The sequence below is a fragment of the Oleisolibacter albus genome (assembly GCF_003336875.1).
Taxonomy (GTDB): domain Bacteria; phylum Pseudomonadota; class Alphaproteobacteria; order Azospirillales; family Azospirillaceae; genus Niveispirillum; species Niveispirillum album.
Map to the genome: position 1 here is coordinate 39,202 of NZ_QGNJ01000010.1, position 24,143 is coordinate 63,344.

Sequence of the window (24,143 nt, forward strand, 5' to 3'; positions counted from 1 at the left end):
CCGGCCCGGTTGTCCGCCGGGGGAGCCCTGCCCCGGCCCGGTCCGGTCAGGCGAAAGGCTCAGGTCTCCAGATCGGTGCCCTCGCGGCGGAAGGCCCATTTCACCGTGGTCTTGCCGGACTGGGTCACGCCACGGATCACCAGCTGGCAGCTGCGGCGCGGCTCGGTCCCGCTGCCGAGATAGATGCTGTCCATCACGTCGATGTCGCCGCCGGCGGCCCGCACCTTCCACAGATGGCCGGACGGCAGGCGCAGCATCACCGCCGGCTCATGGTCCAGCGGCGCCACCTGCACCCCGGGATGCAGGTGGAAGCGCACGGCGAAATCGCGGCCGCCGGCGCCCTCCAGCGTATCCTCGCCGCGCAGATCCTCGCCGCTCTCGGCCAGGTACAGCCGGCGGCGGTGCAGCAGCCCGTGCGTCTCCTGATAGCCGTCATGGGCGCAATCCACCAGCTGCCCGCCGGGCACGTCGGCCCGCACGGCCTCCACCTTGCGCGGGCGCCGTCCCAGGCCCCCCTCCTCCAGCACGGCGGCGGAGTTGGTGTCGGCCACGGTGACGGTGGAATGGGCGGCCGTGGCCGCCAGGGCCGTGCGCCAGCGCCCGGCATCGGAGGGGTGGCTGCCGCAGTTCACCACCAGCCGCTCGCGCCCCACGCTCATCTCGAAGCTCAGGCTGCCGGCATGGGCATGGGTGTCCAGCCCCGGCGGCGGCGGCACGCCTGCATCCAGCAGGATGCAGGTCCGGCCGGCGGTCAGCCGTTCGAACCCCACATGGGGAATGGATTTCAGCGGCCGCCCGCGGGCGTCGGCCTGCCCCAGCACGGTGTCGAGCATCACCGGCTCCCCTTCCTGGGAGCCGTTGAACAGGGCCAGCCCCCCGTCGCCGTGGCGGAAGAAGCGCAGGGTCGGCGTCATGCGGTCGATGGCGTGCTGCAGCGGCTCCGGCACCTCCACGCGGGCGGCGCGGTAGCAGCCCCGCAGATCGATCAGGTGGCGCAGCACGGCCAGCTGCCGGGCCGGGGAGTGCTCCACATGGCCGCCGTCGGGCAGCACCTGCCGCGGCAGTTCCTGCGTCAGCGCCGAGCGGGCGCGCTCGGCCAGCGGCATCAGGCCGGGCAGGCACAGGCTGCCATAGGTCAGCCCCTTCAGCCCCAGCAGCAGCGCCTCGCCCTTCAGCCGGCCGGGCACGACCCGGCCCAGATGGCGGACCTGCCGGGCCAGGCTGTCCAGCACACGGGCGCGCAGCTCGTCATCGGCGCTGGCCAGGAAGAAATCATGCTGCCCGATCCAGGCGGCCACGCGGGCGGCGGCCACGTCGGGGGCCCAGGCGACGGGATGCCAGCGCTTGCCGAACTGGTCGACCCACAGGCTGACCAGCACCCGCGCCTGCCGCCGGGCGGCATCGCCGCCGGTGGCGCGCAGATGGCGCAGCCAGTCGAAGCCGTGCATCTCCGCCAGCCAGGCGGCGGAGGCATCCGCTGCCAGCCAGGGGGGCAGCTCGCCGGGGATCGACTGCCCGGCGAAGCGGAAGATGTTGTTCAGCAGCTCCTGCCCGGTGGTGGCGTCGCCGGGCCAGGGGTCGGGCGGCACCACCTCAAGCTGCTGGGGGGCCGGACCGGACAGGCGCATCAGCCCGTAGACCGGGCTGGCATACCAGGAGCCCCGCGCGCCGGGCTGGAACCGTCGGTGCAGGCTGCCGCCGGCGGCCATGGGCGCTTAGGCCCCCTGCCCGCGCAGGGATCGGATGTTGGGCGCGTAGGCCGCGGGCCCGCCCTGGAAGGTGGAGGTGCCGGCCACCAGCACGTCGGCGCCGGCCTCGATGCACAGGCGCGCCGTCTCCACATTGACGCCGCCATCGACCTCCAGATCGATGATCCGGCCGCCCTGGCTCTCCGACATGGCCTCGATGCGCCGCCGCAGTTCGCGGATCTTGTCCAGCTGGCTGCGGATGAAGCTCTGGCCGCCGAAGCCTGGATTGACCGACATGACCAGGACCAGATCGATGTCGCCCAGCAGATAGTCGATCATCGACAGCGGCGTGTGCGGATTCAGCACGATGCCCGGCTTCTTGCCCAGCGACCGGATCAGCTGCACCGTGCGGTGCGGATGCGGACCGGCCTCGGGATGGAAGCTGATGATGTCGGCACCGGCCTCGGCGAAGGCGCCGACGAAAGCGTCGACCGGCGCGATCATCAGATGCACGTCGAAGGGCTTCGCCGTATGCGGGCGGAGCGCCTTGACCACACCGGGGCCGATGGTGAGGTTCGGCACGAAATGGCCGTCCATCACGTCGATATGGATATAGTCGGCCCCCGCCGCGTCCACGGCGCGGACCTCTTCCCCCAACTTGGCGAAGTCGGCGGAGAGGATGGAGGGGGCGATCTTCACGGGCTGCTGCGGCATGGCCGGTGTCCTACCAAGACGGACGCCCAGCCGCAAGGTCGATGGGGCCCGTGCATGTGTGGTTTTCCCTGGTGGAAGGCATCCGTCTTCGGGCCGGCGGTCCGGCGCCCTGCCCCTACCGCCCCTGGAAGCAGCCCGCGCCCAGCACCGGGCCGGCCAGCGGCACGGCGCCCAGGCCCAACTGCCGGGCCAGGCCGGTCCCGTCCGGCCATCGCACGATCCAGACGCCGCTGGCCGCATCGCCGTCGACCAGTCGTCCGTCCAAAGCGGCCACCCGCTGCAGCACCACCGTGGCCGGCAGGTCCCGCGGCGTCAGCAGCAGCGACATGCCGTTCCCTCCCGGCCGGGCCGCCACGCCGGCGGCGACCGGCACCAGCAGCGCCAGCAACAGGGCCACCCGCCCGCCACCGCCGGCCTTCCCGCCGGCCTTCCCGCCGGACGGGATCCGCAGCAGCCGGACACCCGCCGCCGTCAGGGCCAGTCCCAGGACGAAGAACAGCAGGTCCCAGAGCAGGCGGTTGCCGCTGTCCATGCGGATATGGTGCAGCCCCAGCAGCCAATGGCTCACCACGGCGTCGACAAGATGCCAGAGACCGGACCCGATCAGGACTCCGGCGGCCAGGATCCGCCCCATGCCCGGCCATGCCAGCCGCCCGCGCAACCGCCACAGCTGCGCCAGACCGGCGACGGCGATCCCATACAGGGCGGCGTGGAACAGCCCGTCGGCCAGCACCTGGACCCGCAGATCGCGCCATGGCTCCCCCTCCAGCCCGCTCAGAAGGTGGTGCCATTGCAGCACCTGATGCAGCAGGATTCCATCGAAGAATCCGCCGAGCGCGACTCCAAGAAGGCCGCCGGCCCACAGGCCGGCCGCCGATCCGTCGGGACGGGACGCAGCCATCGGCATGGGCCTCTTTCTGACGGCGATGGGGGAAGGGCAAAGCCCATCGCCGCAACCGGATCGCGGGCGGTCCGGTTCCATCCGCAGGCGCCGGCCCGCCCCATGGCCAGCAGTACGGCGACTGTTCCGCCGTCTCCCCCCTTCGCGCCGTCGCCAGAACCGTCGGACGCCGACATTCTGGACCTTGGCAAGGGAGCAGCCGGTGGGGGGGCGTTATGGGGCAGGACAGCCGACAGGCGGTGCGCGATGTTCTGGCGCTGGCGCGTGCGCACCGCTCCGGTCTCGGCGCCGCAGCCCGTGCGTTGCGTGGCATCGACCAGCAGGCTGAATCCGCCAGCGCCAGACCCGTGCATCCGCCCTCGCCGGCCCCGCCCAGCGCCGCCATCGATCGTCTGCTGGAGGATTGGCGCCAGTGGGACATGAGTTCCTGAACGCCGGCCGGGTGCCCGCTCACGGCGTGCAGGGATATTTCTGCGGGAACAGCCGGCTGAAGACATAGGTCTGGTTGCGGCTGCGCAGATCGGGATCGGCATCGACCCCGGCGACAAAGTCTGCGGCCACGATTTCGGTCGGGACCGAGCGGGGCAGACAGCCGAAGACCTTCCGGTAGGGCGTGGGCGCCGAGGGACCGAGGATCGATGTCAGGGCGTCGCTGGCCCGCTCCAGTTCCGCCCGATAGGCGCTGATCTGTGCCAGACAGGCCACCCGCCCGTCGCCCACGCACAGGGCATAGAGCTGCCCCGCCTCCTGCACCAGCACGGTTGCCCCCTGCGCCGCGGCCGTCAGGGGAGCCGCCAGCAGCAACAACGGCCCGCCCAGGGCCGCAAGCCGCCTCCGCGCACCAATACAACGCATGTCGTCTCTCAGCACCGACCCGGCGGAAACTTTAACGCGGCGCTAACAGGCGGTGAAGATAAAATCTTTTTCTAGCAAAAGTCGCACTGACCTTCATGTCACATCCGGACGGGCGGAGCCGGGAAACGATCCTGCTTTCCGGGGCAGGCCGGTCGCGATCGGACGGGCTGTCATGCCGCATACGGATTGGTGCAGATGCGGGACATAGTCCAACATCTGGTTTCGGTGGCGTGCCATCCCGATCCTATGCTTCAAGATAGAGGAGAAGCGCCCCAAAACGTCTTCTGGATAGATCGGCCAAGCACGGATCCCGATTTATATAAGGGCGACAGGAAGTGAGGACGCCGGTTCGGCGACCTCGTGTGTTCAAGGGCAAACCGTCGGAAACGGCGGGACGCAAAGCCTCCGGTCCTCAGACCCCGACGGGTCCGGATAGCGGGGTTGCCAGACGGAGGACAAATGAACCGGATGCTTTTGGCGGCGGCCGCCTTCACGGCCGCCCTGCTCCTGGCTGGCGCCACGATGGCACAGACTCAGACGGCACAGGCCCAGACGGCGCAGGCCCAGACGGCGCAGACTGAGGTTGATCGCGTCGCCACGCTGCAACGGTGGGTCGAAGCCCAGTTCGCGACCGGTGAACTGCCGGCCCCCGCCGTTGTTGCCGACCGCACCGCGCTGGGCGCGGTGTCCGGCATGGCCGCCCTGACCCGGCCCGGCGAGCGGGTCAAGGCGCTCTATGTGCCCGGCATCGTCATCCTCGATCCACAGGCGTTCCAGTGGGACGACACGGATGAGGTCAGCTATCTGCTGCACGAGCTGGTACATCATGTGCAGGTCAGCTCCGGCCGCAGCTTCCCCTGCAACAACGCCATGGAGGCAGACGCCTACCGGTTGCAGAACCAGTGGCTGATCGAACAGGGACGGCAGCCGCTCTATTCCGACCGCTGGATCGCCGGCAAGGCCACCTGCCCGTAACCCCCGGCCGGGCCATGGCTCAGCCGATGCGGCGCAGACGTCCGATGAAGAAGCCGTCCATTCCGCCTTTGTCCTTCAGCACGCCGGGGGTGCAGCGCACGTCGCCCTCGGCGGTGATCAGTTCGGCCAAGCCACCGACCTCGGCCGCCGTCACCGCCACCCGCTCGATATCGGTGCGCCGCTCCAGGATCCGGGCCATCTGCTGTTCCCCCTCCTCCGGCTGCAACGAACAGGTGCCATAGACCAGCAGCCCGCCGGGCTTCAGCAGGTCGAGCGCATGGTTCAGCATGCGGGCCTGCACCCGCGCCAGCGTCTCCACATCCTCCGGCCCCTTCAGCCGTGCCACATCGGGATGGCGACGGATGGTGCCCGTGGCGCTGCAGGGCGCGTCCAGCAGGATGGCGTCCGCCGCCGTGTCGGGAGTCCAGGTCACGGCATCCGCCGTCACCGTGGCGGCGGTCAGCCCCAGACGGGCCAGATTCTCCGTCACCCGCTGCAACCGCTTGCCGTTGCGGTCCACGGCCGTGACCACGGCCCCCAGGGCGGCCAGCTGTGCGGTCTTGCCACCCGGCGCCGCGCACAGATCGTAAACGGTCTTGCCGGCCAGATCGCCGAACAGCCGCGCCGGAAGGGCGGCGGCGGCATCCTGCACCCACCAGGCCCCCTCGGCGAAGCCCGGCAGGTCGGTCACCTGCCCGCCGGCGGCCCGGCGCAGGCTGCCCGTGGGCAGCAGCTCCGCCTCCAGCCGTTCGGCCCAGGCGGCGGCATCCCCCTTCACCGACAGGTCCAGCGGCGCTTCCTGCAGATGCGCCTCGACGATGGCGCGGGTGGCGCCGGTGCCATAGGCCTGGCGCCAGGCCAGCCAGAGCCAGTCCGGCGTGTTCAGCCGGCCCGCATCCTGGCCCGCCAGCATGGCCGCCCCTTCCCGCGACAGGCGGCGCAGCACGGCATTGATCAGCCCCTTGTAGGGCGCCTGCCCGCGGGCGACGGCCAGGTCCACCGTGGTGTCCACTGCCGCATGGGCCGGCGTGCCCAGGAACAGCAGCTGGGCCGCGCCCAGCCGCAGCAGGTCCTGCACCAGGGCCTTCAGCTGCTGCCCCGGCTTGGCCAGGCTGGCCTGGATCACCGCATCCAGCTGCCCCAGGCGGCGGAACAGGGTGGCGACCAGCAGGCGGACGAAGCCGCGGTCGCGCGGCTCCAGCTCCTTGACGGCCTTGTTGGCCTCCAGGGCATCATCGAAGGGCACCTGCCGGCGCAGCACGGCGGTGAGGAGGTCCAGGGCGGCGGCACGGGCGCCCAGGCTATCGGCACTGTCGGGGATCTTGTCGGTCATGACGGCCGATGTAGCGCGGGACACAGCGATTGTGAAACGCCGATCACGCACAGGTGACCGCTTCCGCGGCATGGCCGCCCTGGACAGGCGGGATGCGGACGACTAGCTGAAGGGCAACAAACCGCAGCATCAAGGAGGCGCACCATGGCGATCGAGACGGCAATCCTGGCCGGCGGCTGCTTCTGGGGCATGGAGGATCTCATCCGCAAGGTGCCGGGCGTGGTCGATACCCGCGTCGGCTATACCGGCGGTGGTCTGGCCAACCCCACCTACAAGGAGGTCAAGACCGGCACGACGGGCCATGCCGAATCCATCGAGATCCGCTTCGATCCCGCCCGGCTGAGCTATCGCCGGCTGCTGGAATTCTTCTTCCAGATCCACGATCCGACCACGGTCAACCGCCAGGGCAACGACATCGGCAGCCAGTACCGCAGCGCCATCTTCGTGACGGCACCGGAGCAGGAGGAAACGGCCCGCGACGTCATGGCCAAGGTCCAGGCGTCCGGCCGCTGGCCGGGGCGGCTGGCGACGGAAATCGTCCCGGCCGGCCCCTTCTGGGCGGCGGAAGACTACCATCAGGATTATCTGGAGAAGAATCCCGGCGGCTACACCTGCCACTGGGTGCGCCCGGACTGGGTGCTCGGCGACGAGGGCCGCACGGCTGCCGAATAACACCGGTAAGCGGACACCCGCGGAACTGGGGTGGCTGGCGGTTCATCCCGCCAGCCACGTCACCGCCGCCCCGTGGGGATGGGCATGGGCCAGGACCCGGCGCCGCCGGTCCGGCCAGACGCTCAGGGTCAGGGCCGGCGGCCCGCCCTCCGGCGACAGCTCGAAGGCCAGATGCGCCAGCGGCGCGCGGGCGCCGTAGTGCTCCAGCGCCGTCAGGATGCGGTCCTTGGTGGCCTCCGGCAGGTACTGCCAGACGATGGTGTGATAAAGCACGGTCAGCTGGTCCGGCACCGGCTCGGCCAGCCGGGCCTCGACCCAGTCGGCGGCATCGGCCGCCTCCACCTGCACCGTTGCCGTCCGCGCTTGCGCAATCGCGGCATCCAGCAGGGCCGCCCGTTCCGTCTGGTCGGCCCAGACATAGGCACGCAGCCGCAGCACGGCCTCGTCCGATGCCAGATCCACGGGATCACGGTCGCAGGCGGCCCGCGACGCGATGGTGAGCACGGCGTCCAGCGGCGGCAGCGGCCCTGACCAGTCAGTGATCACCTGCACGCCCGCGTTCGCCGGCCCCCAGACCGCATCACCCAACCGATAGCGGAACCGGTCCCAGTGTTGCAGCAGGCCGGCGCTGGCCCCGATCTCCAGCAGCCGCAGCGGCAGCCCGGTCTCCGCGGCCAGCGTCAGGAACCCGCCCAGCAGCACCACGGACCGCCGCGCCTCGTTGGTCTGCGGCGCCGTGCGCAGGACGGCGCGGAACCAGGCGGGCCGGGACGCGATCTCAGCGGCCAGCACGGCCCCCACCCTGTCCGTTTCCGCCTGTGGCGGATAACAGGCGGCCAGGGCCGGGGACGCGCCCGACAGCACCAGCGCATGCGCGGCCCCGGCCAGCCGCAGCGGCAGTGCATCCGCCGTGGGGTCACCCGGCCAGTCGCCCAGCAGCGCCGCCACCGGACCGCCCCGCTCCAGATCGGCCAGGGCCTGTTCCAGCAGCGCCGCAGTGAAGGGCGACCCCAGCGTCCGACACCAGCCGATCTGGGTGCGGAAACTATCGACGACGCGGCTGGACATGGCTCACCCCCAGGGTCCCCGGCTGCCTCTGCCGGCGGAGGGAACACTGCCGCGGCCGGCCCGGTGCGGTGGACTCGAAACGGGTGCCGTGGTCGCCGCCGTCGGCCCGCCCTGTCCACGGCCAGCGCCCATGGCGCGCAGCCGCCGTACCCGCTCCTCGGTGCTGGGATGGGTGGAGAACAGGCTGTCCATGGAGCGGCCATGCAGCGGATTGATGATGAACAGATGGGCCGTGGCCGGGTTGTGCTCGGCCTGCACATTGACGGTCTGGGCGGCACCATTGTGGATGCCGATCAGGGCGTCAGCCAGCCAGTCCGGGTTGCCGCAGATCTCGGCTCCGCCCTTGTCGGCCTCGTACTCGCGCGACCGGCTGATGGCCATCTGCACCAGCATGGCTGCCAGAGGCGCCAGCAGGGCCGTCAGCACCACGCCGACCATGCCCAGCGGATTGTTGCGGTTGTCGCTGTTCCCGCCGAAGAACAGACCGAAATTGGCCAGCATGGACAGGGCACCGGCCAGGGTCGCCGTCACGGTCATGATCAGCGTGTCATGGTTGCGCACATGGGCCAGTTCATGGGCCATGACCCCGGCCACCTGCTCCGGCGTCAGGCGCCGCAGCAGTCCCGTCGTGGCGGCCACGGCCGCGTTCTGCGGGTTGCGGCCGGTGGCGAAAGCGTTGGGCTGGTCATTGTCGATGACATAGACCCTGGGCATGGGCAGGCCGGCATTGGCGGCCAGCCGCTGCACCATGCCGTAGAACTGGGGGGAGGTGGCGGCATCGACCTGGCGCGCGCCATACATGCGCAGCACCATGGTGTCGGCGTTCCAATAGGCGAAGGCGTTGGTGGCGATGGCGACCAGCAGCGCGATCATCATGCCGCCCTGGCCGCCGATCATGTATCCCACCGCCAGGAACAGGCCGGTCAGACCGGCCAGGAGCATCGCGGTGCGGAAATAGCCGTGCATGGCGTCTCATACCCTCGGACTGGACGGGCCGCCCAGGACCCGGATCACCGACATATGGGCATGGCGGCCGGCCTGCGCAAAGGCTTGGCGGACGCGGTTTCCTGCGCCATATCTCGGGGCCATGATACAGACGCCCCGAACCACCCCCGTCCCCTCGCCGGCCGAAGAGCCGGTCCCCGCAGCCTCCGGCACGCCCGCCGCCAAGGCCGGCGCACAGCCGGCCGCCCAACCCGCCGCCCAACCCGCCGGGGAGATCGGTGGCCCTGCCGGTCCCGAGCCCACCCGGTACGGCGACTGGGAGAACAAGGGGCGCTGCAGCGACTTCTGACTTGTGCAGCCCAGTTCTGCGCCGCCGGCAACTTGCCGGCGCGGAGCACCGCCGCTATGGTCGCCCCCGCATCAAGAGTTGGGCTGACGCCCAACGCCAACCTGCTCCCCAGCAAGGTGGCGCTCCCCGCGGGGGAGGATGTGGCCGATCCGGCAACAACGGGCCCCAGCCACAGACGCGTCAGCCCGCTCACGCCCTGTGAGTGACGAAAGAGGCTGTCAACCGCCATGACCACGCATCCGCAGCAGTTCGCCAGCGACAATTATGCCGGCATCTGTCCCGAAGCCTGGGCCGCCATGGCCGAAGCCAACAGCGGGCATGTTCCGGCCTATGGCGAGGACCCGTGGACGCAGCGGGCCGCGGATGCCTTCCGCACCCTGTTCGAGACGGAGTGCGAAGTCTTCTTCGCCTTCAACGGCACGGCCGCCAATTCCCTGGCTCTGGCCGCGCTTTGCCAGTCCTATCACAGCGTCATCTGCTCGGCGACGGCCCATGTGGAAACGGACGAGTGCGGCGCACCGGAGTTCTTTTCCAACGGCTCCAAGCTGCTGGTCGCCCCCGGCAGCAACGGCAAGTTGACACCGGAGGCGGTGCGCGCCGTTGCCACCGGCCGCTCCGACATCCATTTCCCGAAGCCGCGCGCCGTCACCATCACCCAGCCGACCGAGACGGGACAGGTCTATACCCTGGAGGAGATCCGGGCGCTGTCGGCCGTCTGCCGCGAGCTGGGCCTGCACCTGCACATGGATGGCGCCCGCTTCGCCAACGCCTGTGCCAGCCTGGGCTGCAGCCCGGCCGAGATGACCTGGAAGTCCGGCGTGGACGTGCTCTGCTTCGGCGGCACCAAGAACGGCATGGGCGTGGGTGAGGCCATCCTGTTCTTCGACCATGCCCTGGCGGAGGATTTCGACTATCGCTGCAAGCAGGCCGGCCAGCTGGCATCGAAGATGCGGTTCCTGGCGGCACCCTGGGTCGGTCTGCTCCAGGACGGGGCCTGGCTGCGCAACGGCCGCCACGCCAACGAGTGTGCCCAGCGGTTGCTGCGTCAGATCAGCGGCCTGCCGGGGGTGGAGCCCATGTTCCCGGTGGAAGCCAACGCCGTGTTCCTGCGGGCGCCGGAACCGCTGCTCGACGGGCTGCGCCAGCGCGGCTGGCGCTTCTACACCTTTATCGGCGGCGGTGCCCGCTTCATGTTCGCCTGGGATGCCGATCCGGCCCAGGTGGATGCCCTGGCCGCCGATCTGCGCGATCTGGCCCGGACCCGCGCGGCGGCCTGAGCATTCCCGGCGGGCGGTCTGCCGCCCGCCCTTCCTCCACATCGCCTCCCGCCGCGCGACACCCGGTTCGCAGCGCCGCCGGACGGCAACCTCAACACGAACATAAGCCACAATTCCTCAACTTTTTGTCGCAATAGGATCGTCGTCATAGTTGCTCTTTTGTTTTTCTAGAACGCGGCGTAAAATCCTCGACATCGTCTGGAGATGTCGTCCCGTGCGCCCGTTCCCTGCCCTCTTGCTGTCCTGCCTGCTCCCGTTCGCCCCGGCCGTGGCCGATGCCGCCGACATGCTGCCCGGCCCGGTGGAAGCCACGGTGCTGAAGGTGGTGGATGGCGATACGCTGGCTGTCAGCGCCCGCGTCTGGCTGGGGCAGGAAGTACAGACCCGCGTGCGGCTGGACGGCATCGACACGCCCGAATCCCGCTCCAAATGCGCCCAGGAAAAAGCCATGGCGGCGGAGGCGCGCCGGAAGCTGGAGGAGCTGGTCCGCACCGGGGCCGATCAGGTCCGGCTGGTCAACGTGGTCGATGACAAGTTCGGCGGCCGTGTGCGCGCCCGGGTGCTGCTGGCCGACGGAACCGATCTGTCCCATGCCCTCATCGCCAGCGGCCTTGCCCGCAGCTACAACGGCGGCAAGCGCAAGCCCTGGTGCAGCTGACCGGGCCACGCGCGGGAACAAGCACGCCCCCCTTCCGTTCCGCCCCCAGGCGCCGCAACGGAGGAGACCACCTTGCGACCCATCGCTTTTGCCCTGCTGCTGCTGGCATGGCCGGCAGCGGCCCAGCAGACGCCGCCTGTCGGTGCGACCTCGACCGCGGCAGGCCCGGCCGGTCCCGGCTTCGTCGTCAAGGTCCAGGGCGCCATGCCCGGCATGGAGCCGGACGCCTTCGCCGATCTGGTGATGCAGTCCCTGCCGGAGCAGCTGCGCAATCCGGAAGCCAATTTCACCCGGCATGAATCATTCGACCGCAACGCCGATTACCGGCTGGTCATGCTGTTCCATGGCGATGAGGGGCCGGCGGATGGTGCCACCGGGACCCGGGGTCCGGATCCGGCCCGCCTCTGCCGCACGGTGGCACAGGACACCGCCCTGCCGGCGGAAGCGCCGGAATTCCAGGCCCTGACCACCACGACGCGCCTGACAGCGGCCTTCTGCAAAAATGATCAGGCGCTCAGCACGGCCCGCAACCAGCTCTCCGGTGAAGTGCGGCCGGATCAGGCCGGCTTCCGCTTCCTGGTCCGCGATACGGCCCAGCAGCTGTTCCCGGACGGCTTCAGCCTGCCGCCCGGCCTGCCGCCCACCGCCACCACGGCCACGCGCTGAGGCGCTGTCCGGCGGGAAAGGGGTGCTGCGATAGGAAAGGGCGGCCGGATCACCCGGCCGCCCCGTTCCTTCCGTCTGCGGACCGGCTCAGCTGCGGTTCATCCGGTTGCCGACCAGATCGGTGACCACCCCCGGATCGGCCAGGGTCGAGGTGTCGCCCAGCGCCTCATGCTCGTTGGCGGCGATCTTGCGCAGGATGCGGCGCATGATCTTGCCGGAGCGGGTCTTGGGCAGGCCCGGCGCCCACTGGATCAGGTCCGGGGTGGCGATGGGACCGATCTCCTTGCGTACCCAGGTCACCAGCTCCTTGCGCAGCTCCTCGCTGGGCTCCTCACCGGCATTGAGGGTGACATAGGCATAGATGCCCTGGCCCTTGAGGTCGTGGGGATAGCCCACCACCGCCGCCTCGGCCACCTTGGGATGGGCCACCAGCGCGCTTTCGATCTCCGCCGTGCCCAGCCGGTGGCCGGACACGTTGATGACGTCATCGACACGACCGGTGATCCAGTAATAGCCGTCCTTGTCGCGGCGGCAGCCATCGCCGGTGAAATACTTGCCGCCGAAGGTGCTGAAATAGGTCTGGATGAAGCGCTGGTGGTCGCCGAACACCGTGCGCATCTGGCCGGGCCAGCTGTCGGCGATGCAGAGGTTGCCCTCCGTCTCGCCCTCCAGCACCGTCCCCTCATTGTCCACCACCACCGGCTTGACGCCGAAGAAGGGCAGCGTGGCGGAACCGGGTTTCTGGCCGATGGCGCCGGGCAGCGGCGTGATCAGGATGCCGCCGGTCTCGGTCTGCCACCAGGTATCGACGATGGGACAGCGCCCGTCGCCCACCACATTGTAGTACCAGAGCCAGGCTTCCGGATTGATCGGCTCGCCCACCGAGCCCAGCACGCGCAGGCTCTGGCGGCTGGTGCGCTTCACCGGCTCCTCGCCCTCGCGCATCAGGGCGCGGATGGCTGTGGGCGCGGTATAGAAGATGTTGACCTGGTGCTTGTCGATGACCTGCCAGAAGCGGCTGACATCGGGATAGTTGGGCACGCCCTCGAACATCAGCGTGGTGGCGCCGTTGGCCAGCGGCCCATAGACGATGTAGCTGTGGCCGGTGACCCAGCCCACATCGGCCGTACACCAGTAGATGTCGCCATCGTGATAATCGAAGACGTACTGGTGCGTCATCGACGCATAGACCAGATAGCCGCCCGTGGTGTGCAGCACCCCCTTGGGCTTGCCGGTGGAACCGGAGGTATAGAGGATGAACAGCGGGTCCTCGGCGTTGATCTCCTCCGCCGGGCAGTCGGAGCTGACCGTCGCCATCTCGTCGTCGTACCAGTAATCGCGGCCATCGGTCCAGGCCACGCTGCCGCCGGTGCGCTTGACCACAAGGACGGAGCTGACGCCGGACAGCCCCTTCAGCGCCGCGTCCACATTGGCCTTCAACGGCACCTTGCGGCCGCCACGCAGGCCCTCGTCGGCCGTGATGACCAGCGAGCCGCCGCAATCCTGGATACGGTCCTTCAGGCTGTCGGGGGAGAAACCGCCGAAGACGATGGAATGGATGGCGCCGATGCGGGCGCAGGCCAGCATGGCGTAGGCCGCCTCCGGGATCATCGGCAGATAGATCGTGACCCGGTCGCCCTTCTTGACCCCATGCTTCTTCAGCACATTGGCCAGCCGGCAGACATTCTGGTGCAGCTCGGCATAGGAGATGTGCCTGGAGTCCGACGGGCTGTCGCCTTCCCAGATGATGGCCGTCTGATCGGCACGCGTGGCCAGATGCCGGTCGACGCAGTTGTAGGCGACATTGGTGGTGCCGTCCTCGTACCAGCGGATGCCGACATCGCCGGTGAAGCTGGTGTTCTTCACCGTGGTGAAGGGCTTGAACCAGTGGATGCGGCGGCCATGCTCTCCCCAGAACCCCTCGGGATCGGAGATGGAGCGCTCGTACATCTCCCGGTACTTGGCCGCATCCACCCAGGCGGACTGGGCCAGCGCATCGGGCACCGGAAAGAACGACGTGTTGCTCATAGGCTGTATCTCTCCCCGATAATGGTTGTTCGGCTCCGGCACCCCGCCGTGGCTGTTTTGATCGCCGACGGCACCGACGGTGCATGAAGGTGAGGCGATTTTCTTTGGCCTCGCAATAATGAACCATGCCCGGGATCTGGTCCAGCAGGACGCCGCCGGCTGCCGCCGTGGCGCGGCCCCGATCCGTCACCCGCACCAGTCAGACCAGGGCCGGGCCGACAAATCAACGCGACCTTGGTCGAACCGGTCACAGATTTGACGTGGGGAACCCCCTCCATGCACAGCTCGCCGCGCGAGCCATGCCTGTGCAGGCATCCGCCGGATGTGGTACTCTTCACTTCCGGGATGAGAACGCACGAACCCTCTGGGAATGTCCCGGGCCAACCGCTTCAGGCCCGGGCGGGGAGTGACGACAATGGGACGGTTCACGGAATCGACATCGGATGGCCTGCTGGACGATCTCCAGGGGGAGACGACGGCCGAGCTCATCCGTCTCAGCCATGAGACGACGCTGATGGCGCTGGATGCCCTCCTGGCCAGCCTGCCACGGGGGCCGCACCGTCTCGCCGACGCCGCGCTGGAGGCACGGGTGGTGGCCCGGCGGATGCGCCTGGCGACGGAGGATTTCCGCGCCACGGTGGACGCGCTGGACTGAGCGTCGCTGATCCTGGCCTCAACCCCGCTTGCAGCCGCCGGCCCGCCCGCCGCGGGCCGGACGCCAGCCATGGCCCGCATCACGCCGGCAGACAATGTCAGCCATAGGGGCGGCGCTCGCTGAGACGCAGCAGCCCTTTCACCACCACGAAGATGTTGTAGACCCAGACGGCCGCCAGGATCAGGAACCCGATCCCGAGCCAGACCAGAAGCCAGCCGATCACGTTGCCGATGAAGATGATCAGGCCGCTGCGGATGATGGCGCTGAAATGGCTCTCATAGGCGGTGTTGATGGCATCCGCCCGTTTGACCAGGGCGATGATGAAGCCGACGGGGCCGGTCACCCAGGCGGTCAGCAGGCCGACAGCATAGCAGATCCAGGCCACGAGGGCCGCGTTGCGCAGGCTTTCACTGCGGCTGGTGATGTCGTATTCGCGATAGGCCATGAAGCGGTCTCCGACGACAGCGGTGCATCCGTCATGCTTCAACGGGCGGCGCCACATTTCAACTCCGGATCGCTGCGCGATGGAGCCGCCCCACGCCGGCATGACGGATCCACGTCGCGGCGGCGGCGGGAGAACAGGCCATAAGCGGCCTCTCCCCTGTTGCGCCGGCCGGCCAGGACTGGCAAAGCGTCTGCCGATCATCGTTGCAGGAGCCGGATCGCATGCCCGCCCCCATTCGTGTGGATTTCTATTTCAGCCCGGCCAGTCCCTACGCCTACCTGGCCAGCACTCAGATGATGCAGTTGCAGGTGGAAACCGGCTGCCGCGTGGACTGGCACCCGCTCTGGGGCCGGGCCCTGGTCAATGCCGCCGGCTACAACCCGTCGCAGGCCGCCGCCGTATCCGGCCAGTTCCGTCCGGAATACCGCAGCACCGATCTCGCCCGCTGGGCCCGGCTCTACAACGTGCCGTTCCGCAACCATGCCGACGTGGTCATTCCCGATCCGCAGCGCCTGGCCATCGCCTGCGTCGCCGCCAAGCGCTTCGATGCCGGTCAGGTCTTCGCCCGCGCCCTGATGAAGGCCATCTTCGTCGAGGGCAGGACCCCGGCCGATGAGGCGCTGTGCCTGTCTATCGCCAATGATACCGCCGGCATCGAACCGCACCTGTTCCAGCCGAAGATGGACGATCCGGAGACGGCCGCCCTGCTGGACGCCAGCGTCCAGGCGGCCGTGGCGGCGGGCTGCTTCGGCGTGCCCAGCTTCGTGGTCCACCACCCCGACGGCGGCAGCGAAATGGTGTTCGGCAATGACCGGCTGCCCCTGCTGAAGCAGGCCGTGCGCGCGGCCCGGGACGCCGGGGCCTGATCCGGTCTCCGTCCCGCCGCCTGCGGGCGGCGGGACGGGCACTGTCTCAGCCCAGGGCCTGCTGCAGATCGTGGCGCAGATCGTCGAGATCCTCCACGCCCACGGACAGACGCACCAGCCCGTCATCGATTCCCAGCGCCGCCCGCTGGTCGGCGGGGATCGAGGCATGGGTCATGATGCCGGGGTGCTCGATCAGGCTTTCCACCCCGCCCAGGCTCTCGGCCAGGCTGAACAGGTCGCAGCGTTCCAGCATGCGCCGGGCCGGCTCCAGGCCCCCCTTCAGATGGATGGTGATCATGCCGCCGCCGGCCCGCATCTGCCGCCGGGCCAGATCGTGCTGGGCATGGCTTGGCAGGAAGGGATAGCGCACCCGGGCCACGGCCGGATGCGCTTCCAGCCAGTCCGCCAGGGCCGCTGCATTCTGGCAGTGGCGTTCCATGCGCAGCGCCAGCGTCTTCAGGCCGCGCAGGGCCAGGAAGCTGTCGAACGGCCCCTGGATGCCGCCCACGGCGTTCTGCAGGAAGGCCAGCTTGTCGGCCAGCTCGCCGGCTTCCCGCACCACCACCAGCCCGCCGACCATGTCGGAATGGCCGTTCAGATATTTGGTGGCGGAGTGGGAGACGATATCGAACCCGAACTCAAGCGGCCGCTGCACCCAGGGGCTGGCGAAGGTGTTGTCGCAGACGGTGATCAGCCCGTGCTTGCGCCCCAGAGCCGCCAGCGCTTCCAGATCGGCCAGCTTCAGCAGCGGGTTGGTCGGCGTCTCCACCCACAGCATCCGGGTTTCCGGCCGGATGGCGGCCTCGACCGCGGCCAGATCGGACAGGTCCACAAAGCTGAAGGACAGGCCGGCCGTGCGCTTGCGCACCCGCTCGAACAGCCGGTAGCTGCCGCCATACAGGTCATCCATGGCGATGACATGGCTGCCCGCATCCAGCAGTTCCAGGATGGTCGCCTCGCCCGCCAGGCCGGAGGCGAAGGCGTATCCCCGGTGGCCGCCTTCCAGATCGGCAACACAGGCCTCATAGGCGAAGCGGGTCGGATTGTGGCTGCGGCTGTACTCGAAGCCCTTATGCACGCCGGGGCTTTGCTGCACATAGGTGCTGGTCTGGTAGATCGGCACCATGATGGCGCCGGTGGTGGGGTCCGGCTGCTGCCCGGCATGGATGGCGCGGGTGGCGAAGCCTTGACGGTTCGGACGGTCGGTCATGCGGCGGGTCCTTGGGTCGGGGACGATGCGGCCGGCGCCAGGGAGGCGGCGACATCATCCATGATCTGTTCCAGGCGGGCGATGAAACGGTGGATATGCAGCCCGTCCACCAGCCCGTGATGGGCCTGGACGGCGATGGGGAAACGCAATCGTCCCTCCACCTGCTCGAAGCGGCCGACGGCGATGCTGGGGATGGAGCAGTCGCCCAGCCGGGCGATGGGATGCTGGATCGCGGTGAAGCGCAGCCAGGGCAGGCAGGTCACGAAGACATAGTCCCGGTCGGTCATCGGGGCCAGCCGCAGCGCCGTGGCCGTGCGGGCCTGGTCCCGGTCGGACAGATAGTCCGCCAGGAACCCCTCCCGGTCCGCCCGGTAGTCCAGGGTGGAGAAGTTCAGCTGCTCCTCCCGCCCCAGCACCGTATAGGACAGGCGCAGCCGCTCCACCGGGACCGGCCGACCCTCCAGCAGGCGCCAGCGGAAATTCTCCACCTCCAGGCTGGCCCGGCCGATGCCCTGCAACAGCAGGGCGAAGGGCGGCAGTCCCGCCCGCTTGGCCGGCCCGGCGAAATCGGCGCAGGCCGCCTCCGCCGTGATATTGACCACGGGCAGGTCATAGCCGGCGAACAGGGCGATCTGGGCTTCGCGCTGGTGCATGCGATGACTGGTCTCACCCCATCTGCCGGCGCAGATGGTTCAGCAGGTCGACCCGGGTCAGCAGGCCCAGGAACTTGTCGCCATCCATGATGATGGCCACCAGATTGCGGTCGAACAGCCGGGTCAGGTCTGTCATCGCCGCCGTCACCGGCAGCGTCTCCAGGCGGTTGACCATGGCGGTGTAGACCTTGTCGCGGAAGCGCTTGGGGTCCTTCTCCACATGCAGCAGCAGGTCGGACTCGTCCAGGATGCCGATGACGCGGTCGCCTTCCATGACCGGCAGCTGCGACACGTCGCTGATGCGCATGCGCTTATAGGCGGTCAGCAGCGTGTCCTCCGGTCCGACGCTGACCACCTGCCCCTTGTCCCAGCGGCGGGTCATCAGGTCGCGCAGGTCGCCGTGACGGTCACGCGGGACAAAGCCCTGGTCTTCCATCCAGGCGTCGTTGAACATCTTCGACAGGTACTTGTTGCCGGTGTCGCAGACGAAGGTGACGACGCGCTTCTTTTCCGTCTGGTCGCGGCAATATTTCAGGGCCGCCGCGAACAGCGTGCCGGAGGACGACCCGCCCAGGATGCCTTCCTTGCGCAGCAGATCGCGGGCAGCGGTCAGGCTTTCGGCGTCGGAGACGTAATAGGCGGCCTTGGCATAGTGCAGGTCGCAGTTGGGCGGGACGAAATCCTCGCCCACGCCTTCCACCACCCAGCTGCCCGGCTCCTCATGGCTTCCCGTGTTGACCAGATCGGCGATGATGGAGCCGGCCGGGTCGGCGATGACCATCTTCGTCTTCGGGCTGGCCTTGGCGAAGAAGCGGCCCAGACCGGTCATGGTGCCGCCGGAGCCGACGCCCACCACCACGGCGTCGATGTCGCCGTCCAGCTGGCGCAGCATCTCCGGTCCGGTCCAGTCCTCATGCGCCTGCGGGTTGGCCGGGTTGGCGAACTGGTTCATGTAGACGCTGCCGGGGATCTCGGCCGCCAGCCGCTCGGCGATGTCCTGGTAATAATCCGGGTGCCCCTTGCCCACGTCGGAGCGGGTGATGCGGATCTCCGCCCCCAGGGCACGCAGATGGTTGATCTTCTCCACCGCCATCTTGTCGGGGATGACCAGGATCAGCCGGTAACCCTTGGCGGCGCAGACCAGCGCCAGCCCCAGACCGGTATTGCCGGCGGTGGCCTCGATCACGGTCCCACCGGGCTTCAGCCGTCCGTCAGCCTCGGCCGCCTCGATCATTTTGAGACCGATACGATCCTTGATGGAGCCGCCGGGATTCTGGTTCTCCAGCTTCAGGTACAGCTCGCAGGGACCGGTATCGAACTTGGTGACACGGATAACCGGCGTCTCGCCGATCATGGACAGGATGGCAGGCGCGGTGGTCGGCATGGTTCCTCCCGGACGGGGTTTTGCCGGCAAGGGAACCCGATCCGGCAACGTCCGGCAAGGGCGTTGCGACAGCGGAAATCAAGCTGCCGCAGAATGGTTCCGCAGGTAACTTTCCGGCGGAACGGGGCGGCCATCCGCATCAATCAGTCCGCGCTGCAGCAGCAGGGCCAGATTGGCCTCCAGATTCTCGGCACAGGCCGGGCGGTCCCAGCCCTCCATCCAGTTCTGCTCCAGATAGGCCAGGATGGCGGGCTGCCCCAGCTCCACCTCCCACAGGATGCCGATCAGGCTGGCCAGGGCCTCCTCCTCGATCTGCTCCTCCTTGTCCACGCACAGCTGTGCGTCGGCCTCGGCCTTGCGGCCGGATTCCGGTCCGGCCCCCAGCCCGAAATCCAGCATGCCGCGCCGCGCCGGCGCGGCCACCAGCCAGTGCCCGACCTCATGGATCAGCACATAGGCCTCGGAACGCGTGCGGATGTTGGTGCCGTCATAGCTCCAGGCATCCTGCGGCTCCTCATCGACCGTTCCGATTCCGAAACGATGGGCAAGCTCGATACCGGCCTGACGGTGGGCCGGCGTGTCCACGCCCAGCGGGATCAGGTCGCGGGTGGCGGCGATGCGGTCGAACACGCGCCTTGCCATGCTGCCGGGCACCAGCTTGGCGCGCACGGTCTCGATGGCTGCGGGCAGGGCTTCGTCGGGGATCTGGGTCAGCTGCATGGGCGCCTAGATAAGCGATTCGCCGCCGGCCGGGAATGCGCGCTATTGGCGCGGCAGGCATCCTCTCCGGCCGCGCCCGGCACCGGTTCAGCCGATGCGGTCCAGTTGCAGGATACGATAGGCCGGGCTGTCCGGGCCTGCCGCCGGGGCCTGCTCCAGAATCGTTTCCCGGAACCGGCTGTGGTCGAAGGCCGGGAACAGGATATCGCCCGCCGGTTCGGCCGCCACCTCGGTGTAATAGATCCGGTCGGCCCGCGGCAGCGTCGCGGCGAACAGCCGGCCGCCGCCGATGACCATGATCTCGTCCACGCCCAGCTCCGCCGCCTGCCGCCTGGCCTCGGCCAGCCCGGCGTCGAGGTCCTGCCGCACCGTCGCCCCCTCGGCCTGGAAGCCGGGATCGGCCGTCAGCACGATATGGGGACGGCCGGGCAGCGGTCGTCCGCCGAAACTCTCCCAGGTCCGCCGCCCCAGCAGCAACGGCTTGCCCATGGTGGTGCGCTTGAAGAACTTCAGGTCGCCGGGCAGCTTCCAGGGCAGGCGGTTGTCCACCCCGATGACCCGGTTGCGGGCCACGGCGGCGATCAGTGACGTCAACATGGCCGGTCTCCAGACAGCGGGCAGTCCCGCCGGGCTGCGGGGCGGGTGACATTATCCGGCGGGCGCGATAATGAACAGGTTCGCCTGTCCGCACGCAATCCCGGAGCCGCCGGCCCATGCGCCATCCCGAGCACCAGTACCTGGATCTGATGGCCCATATCCTGGACAAGGGCGACCGGCGGGTGGACCGCACCGGCGTCGGCACCCTGTCCGTCTTCGGCGCCATGATGCGCTTCGACCTCGGCGACGGCACCGCCCCGATCCTGACCACCAAGCGCGTCTACTGGAAGATGGCGGTCAAGGAGATGCTGTGGTTCCTGACCGGCGGCACCAATATCCGCCCGCTGCTGCAGGACAAGGTCACCATCTGGACCGACTGGCCGCTGGCGGCCTACCGCAAGGCCACGGGCGAGGAGATCTCCCAGACCGACTTCGAACGCCGCATCGTCGAGGATGCGGATTTCGCTGCCCGCTGGGGCGAGCTGGGACCGGTCTATGGCAAGCAGTGGCGGCGCTGGCTGGGGCCGGACGGGGTCGAGCACGACCAGATTTCCGCCCTGCTGCACGGGCTGACGCACACGCCCGCCAGCCGCCGCCTGCTGTTCCATGCCTGGAACGTGCCGGACATCGCGGCCATGGCCCTGCCGCCCTGCCACATGGTCTACCAGTACCATGTGACCACCGATGGGCGGCTGAACAGCCTGATGTTCCAGCGGTCCTGCGACCTGCTGCTGGGGGCGCCCTTCAACTTCACCGGGGCCGTGGCCCTGCAGCTGATGCTGGCCCAGCAGGCCGGCCTCACCCCCGGCGAGTTCGTCTGGATGGGGGGCGATGTGCATCTGTACCTGAACCATCTGGAGCAGGCGCGCGAACAGCTGCGCCGCGAACCCCGCCCCTTTCCCCGCCTGTCGCTGGCCCGCAAGCCCGACAGCATCGATGCCTACACCATCGCCGACTTCGTGCTGGACGGGTACGATCCCCACCCGCCGATCAAGGCCGACGTGGCGGTCTGACCGGGCCGGCGGGCCGAACCGGCAGGCCGCTCCCAACAAGCCCCTTCCAACCGCCGCCCGCACTCCCTATATTCACAAGCGTCGGGGCAACCCGACTATGGGGATAAACGCGGTGTGGAATAGACGTTGCGGACCCGGGGGCGGTACCCGGCGCCTCCACCATTCCCCCTCCGGTCATGCGGTTATCGCGGCTGCCGGCGGGTCGATGGGGGCGAACTAGGATCGACGCGCGTAATAAAGGCACAGTCTTCTCCCGGCATGATACCGCCGTTATCGGGTCAAACCTCATAGATGCCAACGATAACTCGGCGTCTGACCTTCGCATGGCTGCCTAATTCCCCCTAAAGGGCGTTAGTCAGTTTGCTTAAGTCGCAGCCCGGGGGGAGCTGGGCAACAGAATCCCCCCACCTCATCCGTACCCTGTCCGGCATATGCCTCGCTCCTGCGCGGGAACCGGACCGTCCGTGGCACACCGTGGGCGTCTGCCGCGCCCTGGACCCATGCGCCCCCCTTGATTGTTGGGGCGTTATCGGGTTGTCTTGGGCCTTGAGCGACTGTGCGGCTTTGCTTGAAGAAGGTGTGTTGCGGGAATGTCGAAGGATCTGCTGCGGTACGACCGGATGGTGGAAGCAGCCAAGCGGAGCGTCGTCCGTGCGGCCCTGCGTGAGGTCGTGACCCAGGGCGGCGAGCTTCCCGGGGACCACCATTTCTATCTGACCTTCCGCACCGACAGGCCGGGCGTCGATATCCCGGACTATCTGCGTACCAAATACCCGCAGGAGATGACCATCGTCCTGCAGTACCAGTTCTATGATCTGGAGGTGACGACGGAAGCGGTCAGCGTCACCCTCAGCTTCGGCGGCGTGCTGCGCCGGCTGGTGATCCCCATGGCGGCCCTGCTGACTTTCGCCGACCCGTCGGTCAATTTCGTCCTGCAGTTCCAGCCGGATGAGGATGGCATCGACCTGCCGGACGAAGAGGATGAGGTCCTGATGGACTCGTCCGCCCCGGACGAGGTCGCCGCGGAAGACCAGGATGGAGAGCCGGCCAAGGGGGCCACGGTGGTGGCCCTGGACGCCTTCCGCAAGAAGTGACCCTTTGCCGCGGCCCGGACGCGGCGGATTAAACCGGCGTACCGGCGAAAAAAGGGGCGGCCCCGCGGGACCGCCCCTTTCTCATGCCCGTCGGGCTCATGCCCGTCGGGCGACCGCTCAGAAGTTGTAGCGGACGGCGACGCGGAACAGGCTGGCGGTGCTGTCGTCCACGCCGCTGCCGCCATTGTTGATCCAGACATAGCGGTAGGACGGGACCAGATCCAGTTCCTTGGTCATCGGGATGGCCACGCCGACCTCACCGAACATGCTGAGGTCGGTGCTGGAGCCGCCGTCGATGGTGGAGCCGCCGAAGGTGAAGTTGTCGATGTCCACATCGGCGAAGCCGATACCGGCGCCCACATACGGGGTGAAGCCGGCGATGGCGACGTCATAGTAGCCGGCGACGGTGCCGGTGAAGACCGACTGGTCGGCACCGAACTTCACCTTGGTGCCGTTGCCCTTGACGTGACCGCCATCGGTCTCGCCATAGCCCAGCTCGCCCTCGAAGCGGAACGAGCCCATGCGGTAGCCGACAGCGCCGGTGAACATCCAGCCATTGTCGAAATCGATCGAGCCCTTGCCGCCCGCGACGCTGATGTCGCTATGATTCGGCACCAGCCAGCCGAAACCCGGGGCAACATAGAACCCGTCCTTCGCGGAGGCCGCGGCGGAAGCGCCTGTGGCCAGCAGAGCCGTGAGGGCCGTGGTCGCGAGGATCTTCTTCATGCTCATGATTAACAACGCCTTTGAAAGGTCTGAAAACAGAACGACGGGACTATGCGCGCCGGAATCTGTCAGAAAAGTGTCATCCCGGCCGGGCGTTTCCTGAACGCGCCATCCTGTTGCCGTTCAGCAACATTTCCGAACCAGCCGGCGGCCTTGACAGGGCCGCAGCCGCATCCGAGCCTTGTTCCTTCCGCGTCGGCTCTCCGCTGCAGCGCCAGGAAGGAGCGTGCCCCGCCATGTCCCGCGATTATGTCGACCATCTGCTGGAACTGCTGGCCCCCCTGGGTCCGGTGCGGGCCCGGGCCATGTTCGGGGGCTGGGGGCTGTCGCTGGACGGGGCCACCTTCGCCCTGGTCGCCGCCGATATCCTCTATTTCAAAGTCGATGCGCAGACGCGGCCCGGCTATGAGGCGTTGGGGTTGCGGCCCTTCGCCCCCTACCCCGACCAGCCGCACCGGGTCATGGGCTATTTCCCGCCCCCCGATACGGTGTTCGACGACGAGGATGAGCTGCTGTCCTGGGCCCGGCCGGCCGTGGATGTGGCCCTGCGGGCCCGCGCCGCCAAGGTGGCCAGACCCCGGCGCGGCACCGCTGCCCGCGTTCCCACCCGGACATGAAAAAGGCCGGTGGGATGCACCGGCCTTTTCCGTC

Annotated in this window: 27 protein-coding genes, 1 other RNA gene and 2 riboswitches; of the genes, 13 read left to right on the forward strand and 15 right to left on the reverse strand. The window is 68.6% G+C overall.

Going from position 1 to position 24,143, the window contains the following annotated elements; translation table 11 throughout:
- Window positions 1-59 precede the first annotated feature (59 nt).
- The 3 genes from DK368_RS14315 to DK368_RS14325 form a co-directional block, all read right to left on the reverse strand.
- Window positions 60-1,709, reverse strand: a complete 1,650-nt coding sequence (locus tag DK368_RS14315; RefSeq protein WP_114394645.1) for a heparinase II/III family protein — start codon at window positions 1,707-1,709, stop codon at window positions 60-62.
- A gap of 6 nt (window positions 1,710-1,715) precedes the next feature.
- Window positions 1,716-2,402, reverse strand: coding sequence for a ribulose-phosphate 3-epimerase (gene rpe / locus DK368_RS14320; protein ID WP_114394646.1), 687 nt, complete (start codon window positions 2,400-2,402; stop codon window positions 1,716-1,718).
- A 115-nt stretch (window positions 2,403-2,517) separates the two neighbouring features.
- Entirely contained in the window at window positions 2,518-3,303 is a 786-nt protein-coding gene (locus DK368_RS14325) for a DUF2243 domain-containing protein (protein WP_162306038.1), read from the reverse strand.
- A gap of 215 nt (window positions 3,304-3,518) precedes the next feature.
- Here DK368_RS14325 and DK368_RS14330 point away from each other — a divergent pair, with 215 nt between their 5' ends.
- Window positions 3,519-3,734: a hypothetical protein gene (locus DK368_RS14330; protein WP_114394648.1), complete on the forward strand. Its 216-nt coding sequence runs from the start codon at window positions 3,519-3,521 to the stop codon at window positions 3,732-3,734.
- 19 nt (window positions 3,735-3,753) lie between these two features.
- On the opposite strand, the gene DK368_RS14335 is transcribed toward DK368_RS14330, so the two are convergent.
- Window positions 3,754-4,158: a Rap1a family protein gene (locus tag DK368_RS14335; RefSeq protein WP_155524585.1), complete on the reverse strand. Its 405-nt coding sequence runs from the start codon at window positions 4,156-4,158 to the stop codon at window positions 3,754-3,756.
- Window positions 4,159-4,519: 361 nt separating this feature from the next.
- A riboswitch (cyclic di-GMP riboswitch) is annotated at window positions 4,520-4,607 on the forward strand.
- A gap of 10 nt (window positions 4,608-4,617) precedes the next feature.
- Here DK368_RS14335 and DK368_RS14340 point away from each other — a divergent pair.
- Window positions 4,618-5,133 (forward strand): DUF6647 family protein, encoded by a 516-nt coding sequence (locus DK368_RS14340; RefSeq protein ID WP_114394650.1) that lies wholly within the window; start codon window positions 4,618-4,620, stop codon window positions 5,131-5,133.
- 19 nt (window positions 5,134-5,152) lie between these two features.
- Here the strand turns inward: DK368_RS14340 and rsmB are convergent, their stop codons facing one another.
- Complete coding sequence (rsmB, locus tag DK368_RS14345; RefSeq protein ID WP_114394651.1) at window positions 5,153-6,466, reverse strand: 16S rRNA (cytosine(967)-C(5))-methyltransferase RsmB; 1,314 nt, start codon at window positions 6,464-6,466, stop codon at window positions 5,153-5,155.
- Between the two features lie 144 nt (window positions 6,467-6,610).
- Between rsmB and msrA the strand changes: the two genes are divergently transcribed.
- Window positions 6,611-7,138, forward strand: a complete 528-nt coding sequence (msrA, locus tag DK368_RS14350; RefSeq protein WP_114394652.1) for a peptide-methionine (S)-S-oxide reductase MsrA — start codon at window positions 6,611-6,613, stop codon at window positions 7,136-7,138.
- A 42-nt stretch (window positions 7,139-7,180) separates the two neighbouring features.
- Here msrA and DK368_RS14355 read toward each other — a convergent pair whose 3' ends face one another.
- Window positions 7,181-8,206, reverse strand: coding sequence for a DUF2332 domain-containing protein (locus DK368_RS14355; RefSeq protein ID WP_114394653.1), 1,026 nt, complete (start codon window positions 8,204-8,206; stop codon window positions 7,181-7,183).
- Between the two features lie 3 nt (window positions 8,207-8,209).
- Window positions 8,210-9,172: a zinc metalloprotease HtpX gene (gene htpX / locus DK368_RS14360; protein ID WP_114394654.1), complete on the reverse strand. Its 963-nt coding sequence runs from the start codon at window positions 9,170-9,172 to the stop codon at window positions 8,210-8,212.
- Between the two features lie 121 nt (window positions 9,173-9,293).
- On the opposite strand from htpX, the gene DK368_RS14365 reads away from it, so the two are divergent.
- The 4 genes from DK368_RS14365 (at window position 9,294) to DK368_RS14380 (ending at window position 12,101) form a co-directional block, all read left to right on the forward strand.
- Window positions 9,294-9,500, forward strand: coding sequence for a DUF1674 domain-containing protein (locus tag DK368_RS14365; protein ID WP_114394655.1), 207 nt, complete (start codon window positions 9,294-9,296; stop codon window positions 9,498-9,500).
- Window positions 9,501-9,563: 63 nt separating this feature from the next.
- Window positions 9,564-9,670: riboswitch (SAM-I-IV-variant riboswitch) on the forward strand.
- Window positions 9,671-9,727: 57 nt separating this feature from the next.
- Window positions 9,728-10,777 (forward strand): threonine aldolase family protein, encoded by a 1,050-nt coding sequence (locus tag DK368_RS14370; RefSeq protein ID WP_114394656.1) that lies wholly within the window; start codon window positions 9,728-9,730, stop codon window positions 10,775-10,777.
- A 214-nt stretch (window positions 10,778-10,991) separates the two neighbouring features.
- A complete protein-coding gene (locus DK368_RS14375) occupies window positions 10,992-11,435 on the forward strand; it encodes a thermonuclease family protein (RefSeq protein WP_240002505.1) in 444 nt (147 codons plus the stop codon).
- A 72-nt stretch (window positions 11,436-11,507) separates the two neighbouring features.
- Entirely contained in the window at window positions 11,508-12,101 is a 594-nt protein-coding gene (locus DK368_RS14380) for a hypothetical protein (RefSeq protein ID WP_114394657.1), read from the forward strand.
- An 87-nt stretch (window positions 12,102-12,188) separates the two neighbouring features.
- Here the strand turns inward: DK368_RS14380 and acs are convergent, their stop codons facing one another.
- Window positions 12,189-14,129 carry an acetate--CoA ligase gene (gene acs, locus DK368_RS14385; RefSeq protein WP_114394658.1) on the reverse strand — a complete coding sequence of 647 codons (1,941 nt, stop codon included), beginning with the start codon at window positions 14,127-14,129 and terminating at the stop codon, window positions 12,189-12,191.
- Between the two features lie 415 nt (window positions 14,130-14,544).
- On the opposite strand from acs, the gene DK368_RS14390 reads away from it, so the two are divergent.
- Window positions 14,545-14,784, forward strand: a complete 240-nt coding sequence (locus DK368_RS14390) for a hypothetical protein (protein ID WP_114394659.1) — start codon at window positions 14,545-14,547, stop codon at window positions 14,782-14,784.
- A 97-nt stretch (window positions 14,785-14,881) separates the two neighbouring features.
- Here the strand turns inward: DK368_RS14390 and DK368_RS14395 are convergent, their stop codons facing one another.
- On the reverse strand, window positions 14,882-15,229 hold the full coding sequence (locus DK368_RS14395) for a DUF4870 family protein (protein ID WP_155524586.1): 348 nt from the start codon (window positions 15,227-15,229) through the stop codon (window positions 14,882-14,884).
- Window positions 15,230-15,450: 221 nt separating this feature from the next.
- Between DK368_RS14395 and DK368_RS14400 the strand changes: the two genes are divergently transcribed.
- Window positions 15,451-16,095 (forward strand): 2-hydroxychromene-2-carboxylate isomerase, encoded by a 645-nt coding sequence (locus DK368_RS14400; protein WP_114394661.1) that lies wholly within the window; start codon window positions 15,451-15,453, stop codon window positions 16,093-16,095.
- A gap of 46 nt (window positions 16,096-16,141) precedes the next feature.
- Here DK368_RS14400 and DK368_RS14405 read toward each other — a convergent pair whose 3' ends face one another.
- The 5 genes from DK368_RS14405 to DK368_RS14425 form a co-directional block, all read right to left on the reverse strand.
- The gene (locus tag DK368_RS14405; protein WP_114394662.1) at window positions 16,142-17,305 is read right to left on the reverse strand and encodes a trans-sulfuration enzyme family protein; all 1,164 of its coding nucleotides are present in this window, start codon (window positions 17,303-17,305) and stop codon (window positions 16,142-16,144) included.
- Window positions 17,302-17,958: a CatA-like O-acetyltransferase gene (locus DK368_RS14410; protein ID WP_114394663.1), complete on the reverse strand. Its 657-nt coding sequence runs from the start codon at window positions 17,956-17,958 to the stop codon at window positions 17,302-17,304. Before DK368_RS14410 ends, DK368_RS14405 begins: the two co-directional genes overlap by 4 nt.
- Window positions 17,959-17,971: 13 nt before the next feature.
- Complete coding sequence (locus tag DK368_RS14415) at window positions 17,972-19,342, reverse strand: pyridoxal-phosphate dependent enzyme (RefSeq protein ID WP_114394664.1); 1,371 nt, start codon at window positions 19,340-19,342, stop codon at window positions 17,972-17,974.
- Window positions 19,343-19,420: 78 nt separating this feature from the next.
- Window positions 19,421-20,062: an elongation factor P hydroxylase gene (locus tag DK368_RS14420; protein WP_114394665.1), complete on the reverse strand. Its 642-nt coding sequence runs from the start codon at window positions 20,060-20,062 to the stop codon at window positions 19,421-19,423.
- A gap of 87 nt (window positions 20,063-20,149) precedes the next feature.
- A complete protein-coding gene (locus DK368_RS14425; RefSeq protein WP_114394666.1) occupies window positions 20,150-20,659 on the reverse strand; it encodes a dihydrofolate reductase in 510 nt (169 codons plus the stop codon).
- Between the two features lie 116 nt (window positions 20,660-20,775).
- Between DK368_RS14425 and thyA the strand changes: the two genes are divergently transcribed.
- The 3 genes from thyA to DK368_RS14440 all read left to right on the forward strand — a co-directional run bounded on the left by thyA (window position 20,776) and on the right by DK368_RS14440 (window position 22,766).
- Window positions 20,776-21,672, forward strand: coding sequence for a thymidylate synthase (gene thyA / locus DK368_RS14430; protein WP_114394667.1), 897 nt, complete (start codon window positions 20,776-20,778; stop codon window positions 21,670-21,672).
- A gap of 40 nt (window positions 21,673-21,712) precedes the next feature.
- Window positions 21,713-22,081: a transfer-messenger RNA gene (ssrA, locus tag DK368_RS14435) on the forward strand.
- Between the two features lie 181 nt (window positions 22,082-22,262).
- Window positions 22,263-22,766 (forward strand): SspB family protein, encoded by a 504-nt coding sequence (locus DK368_RS14440; protein WP_114394668.1) that lies wholly within the window; start codon window positions 22,263-22,265, stop codon window positions 22,764-22,766.
- Window positions 22,767-22,883: 117 nt separating this feature from the next.
- Here the strand turns inward: DK368_RS14440 and DK368_RS14445 are convergent, their stop codons facing one another.
- Entirely contained in the window at window positions 22,884-23,498 is a 615-nt protein-coding gene (locus tag DK368_RS14445; protein WP_114394669.1) for an outer membrane protein, read from the reverse strand.
- Window positions 23,499-23,728: 230 nt separating this feature from the next.
- On the opposite strand from DK368_RS14445, the gene DK368_RS14450 reads away from it, so the two are divergent.
- Complete coding sequence (locus DK368_RS14450; protein WP_114394670.1) at window positions 23,729-24,109, forward strand: TfoX/Sxy family protein; 381 nt, start codon at window positions 23,729-23,731, stop codon at window positions 24,107-24,109.
- Window positions 24,110-24,143: the final 34 nt, after the last annotated feature.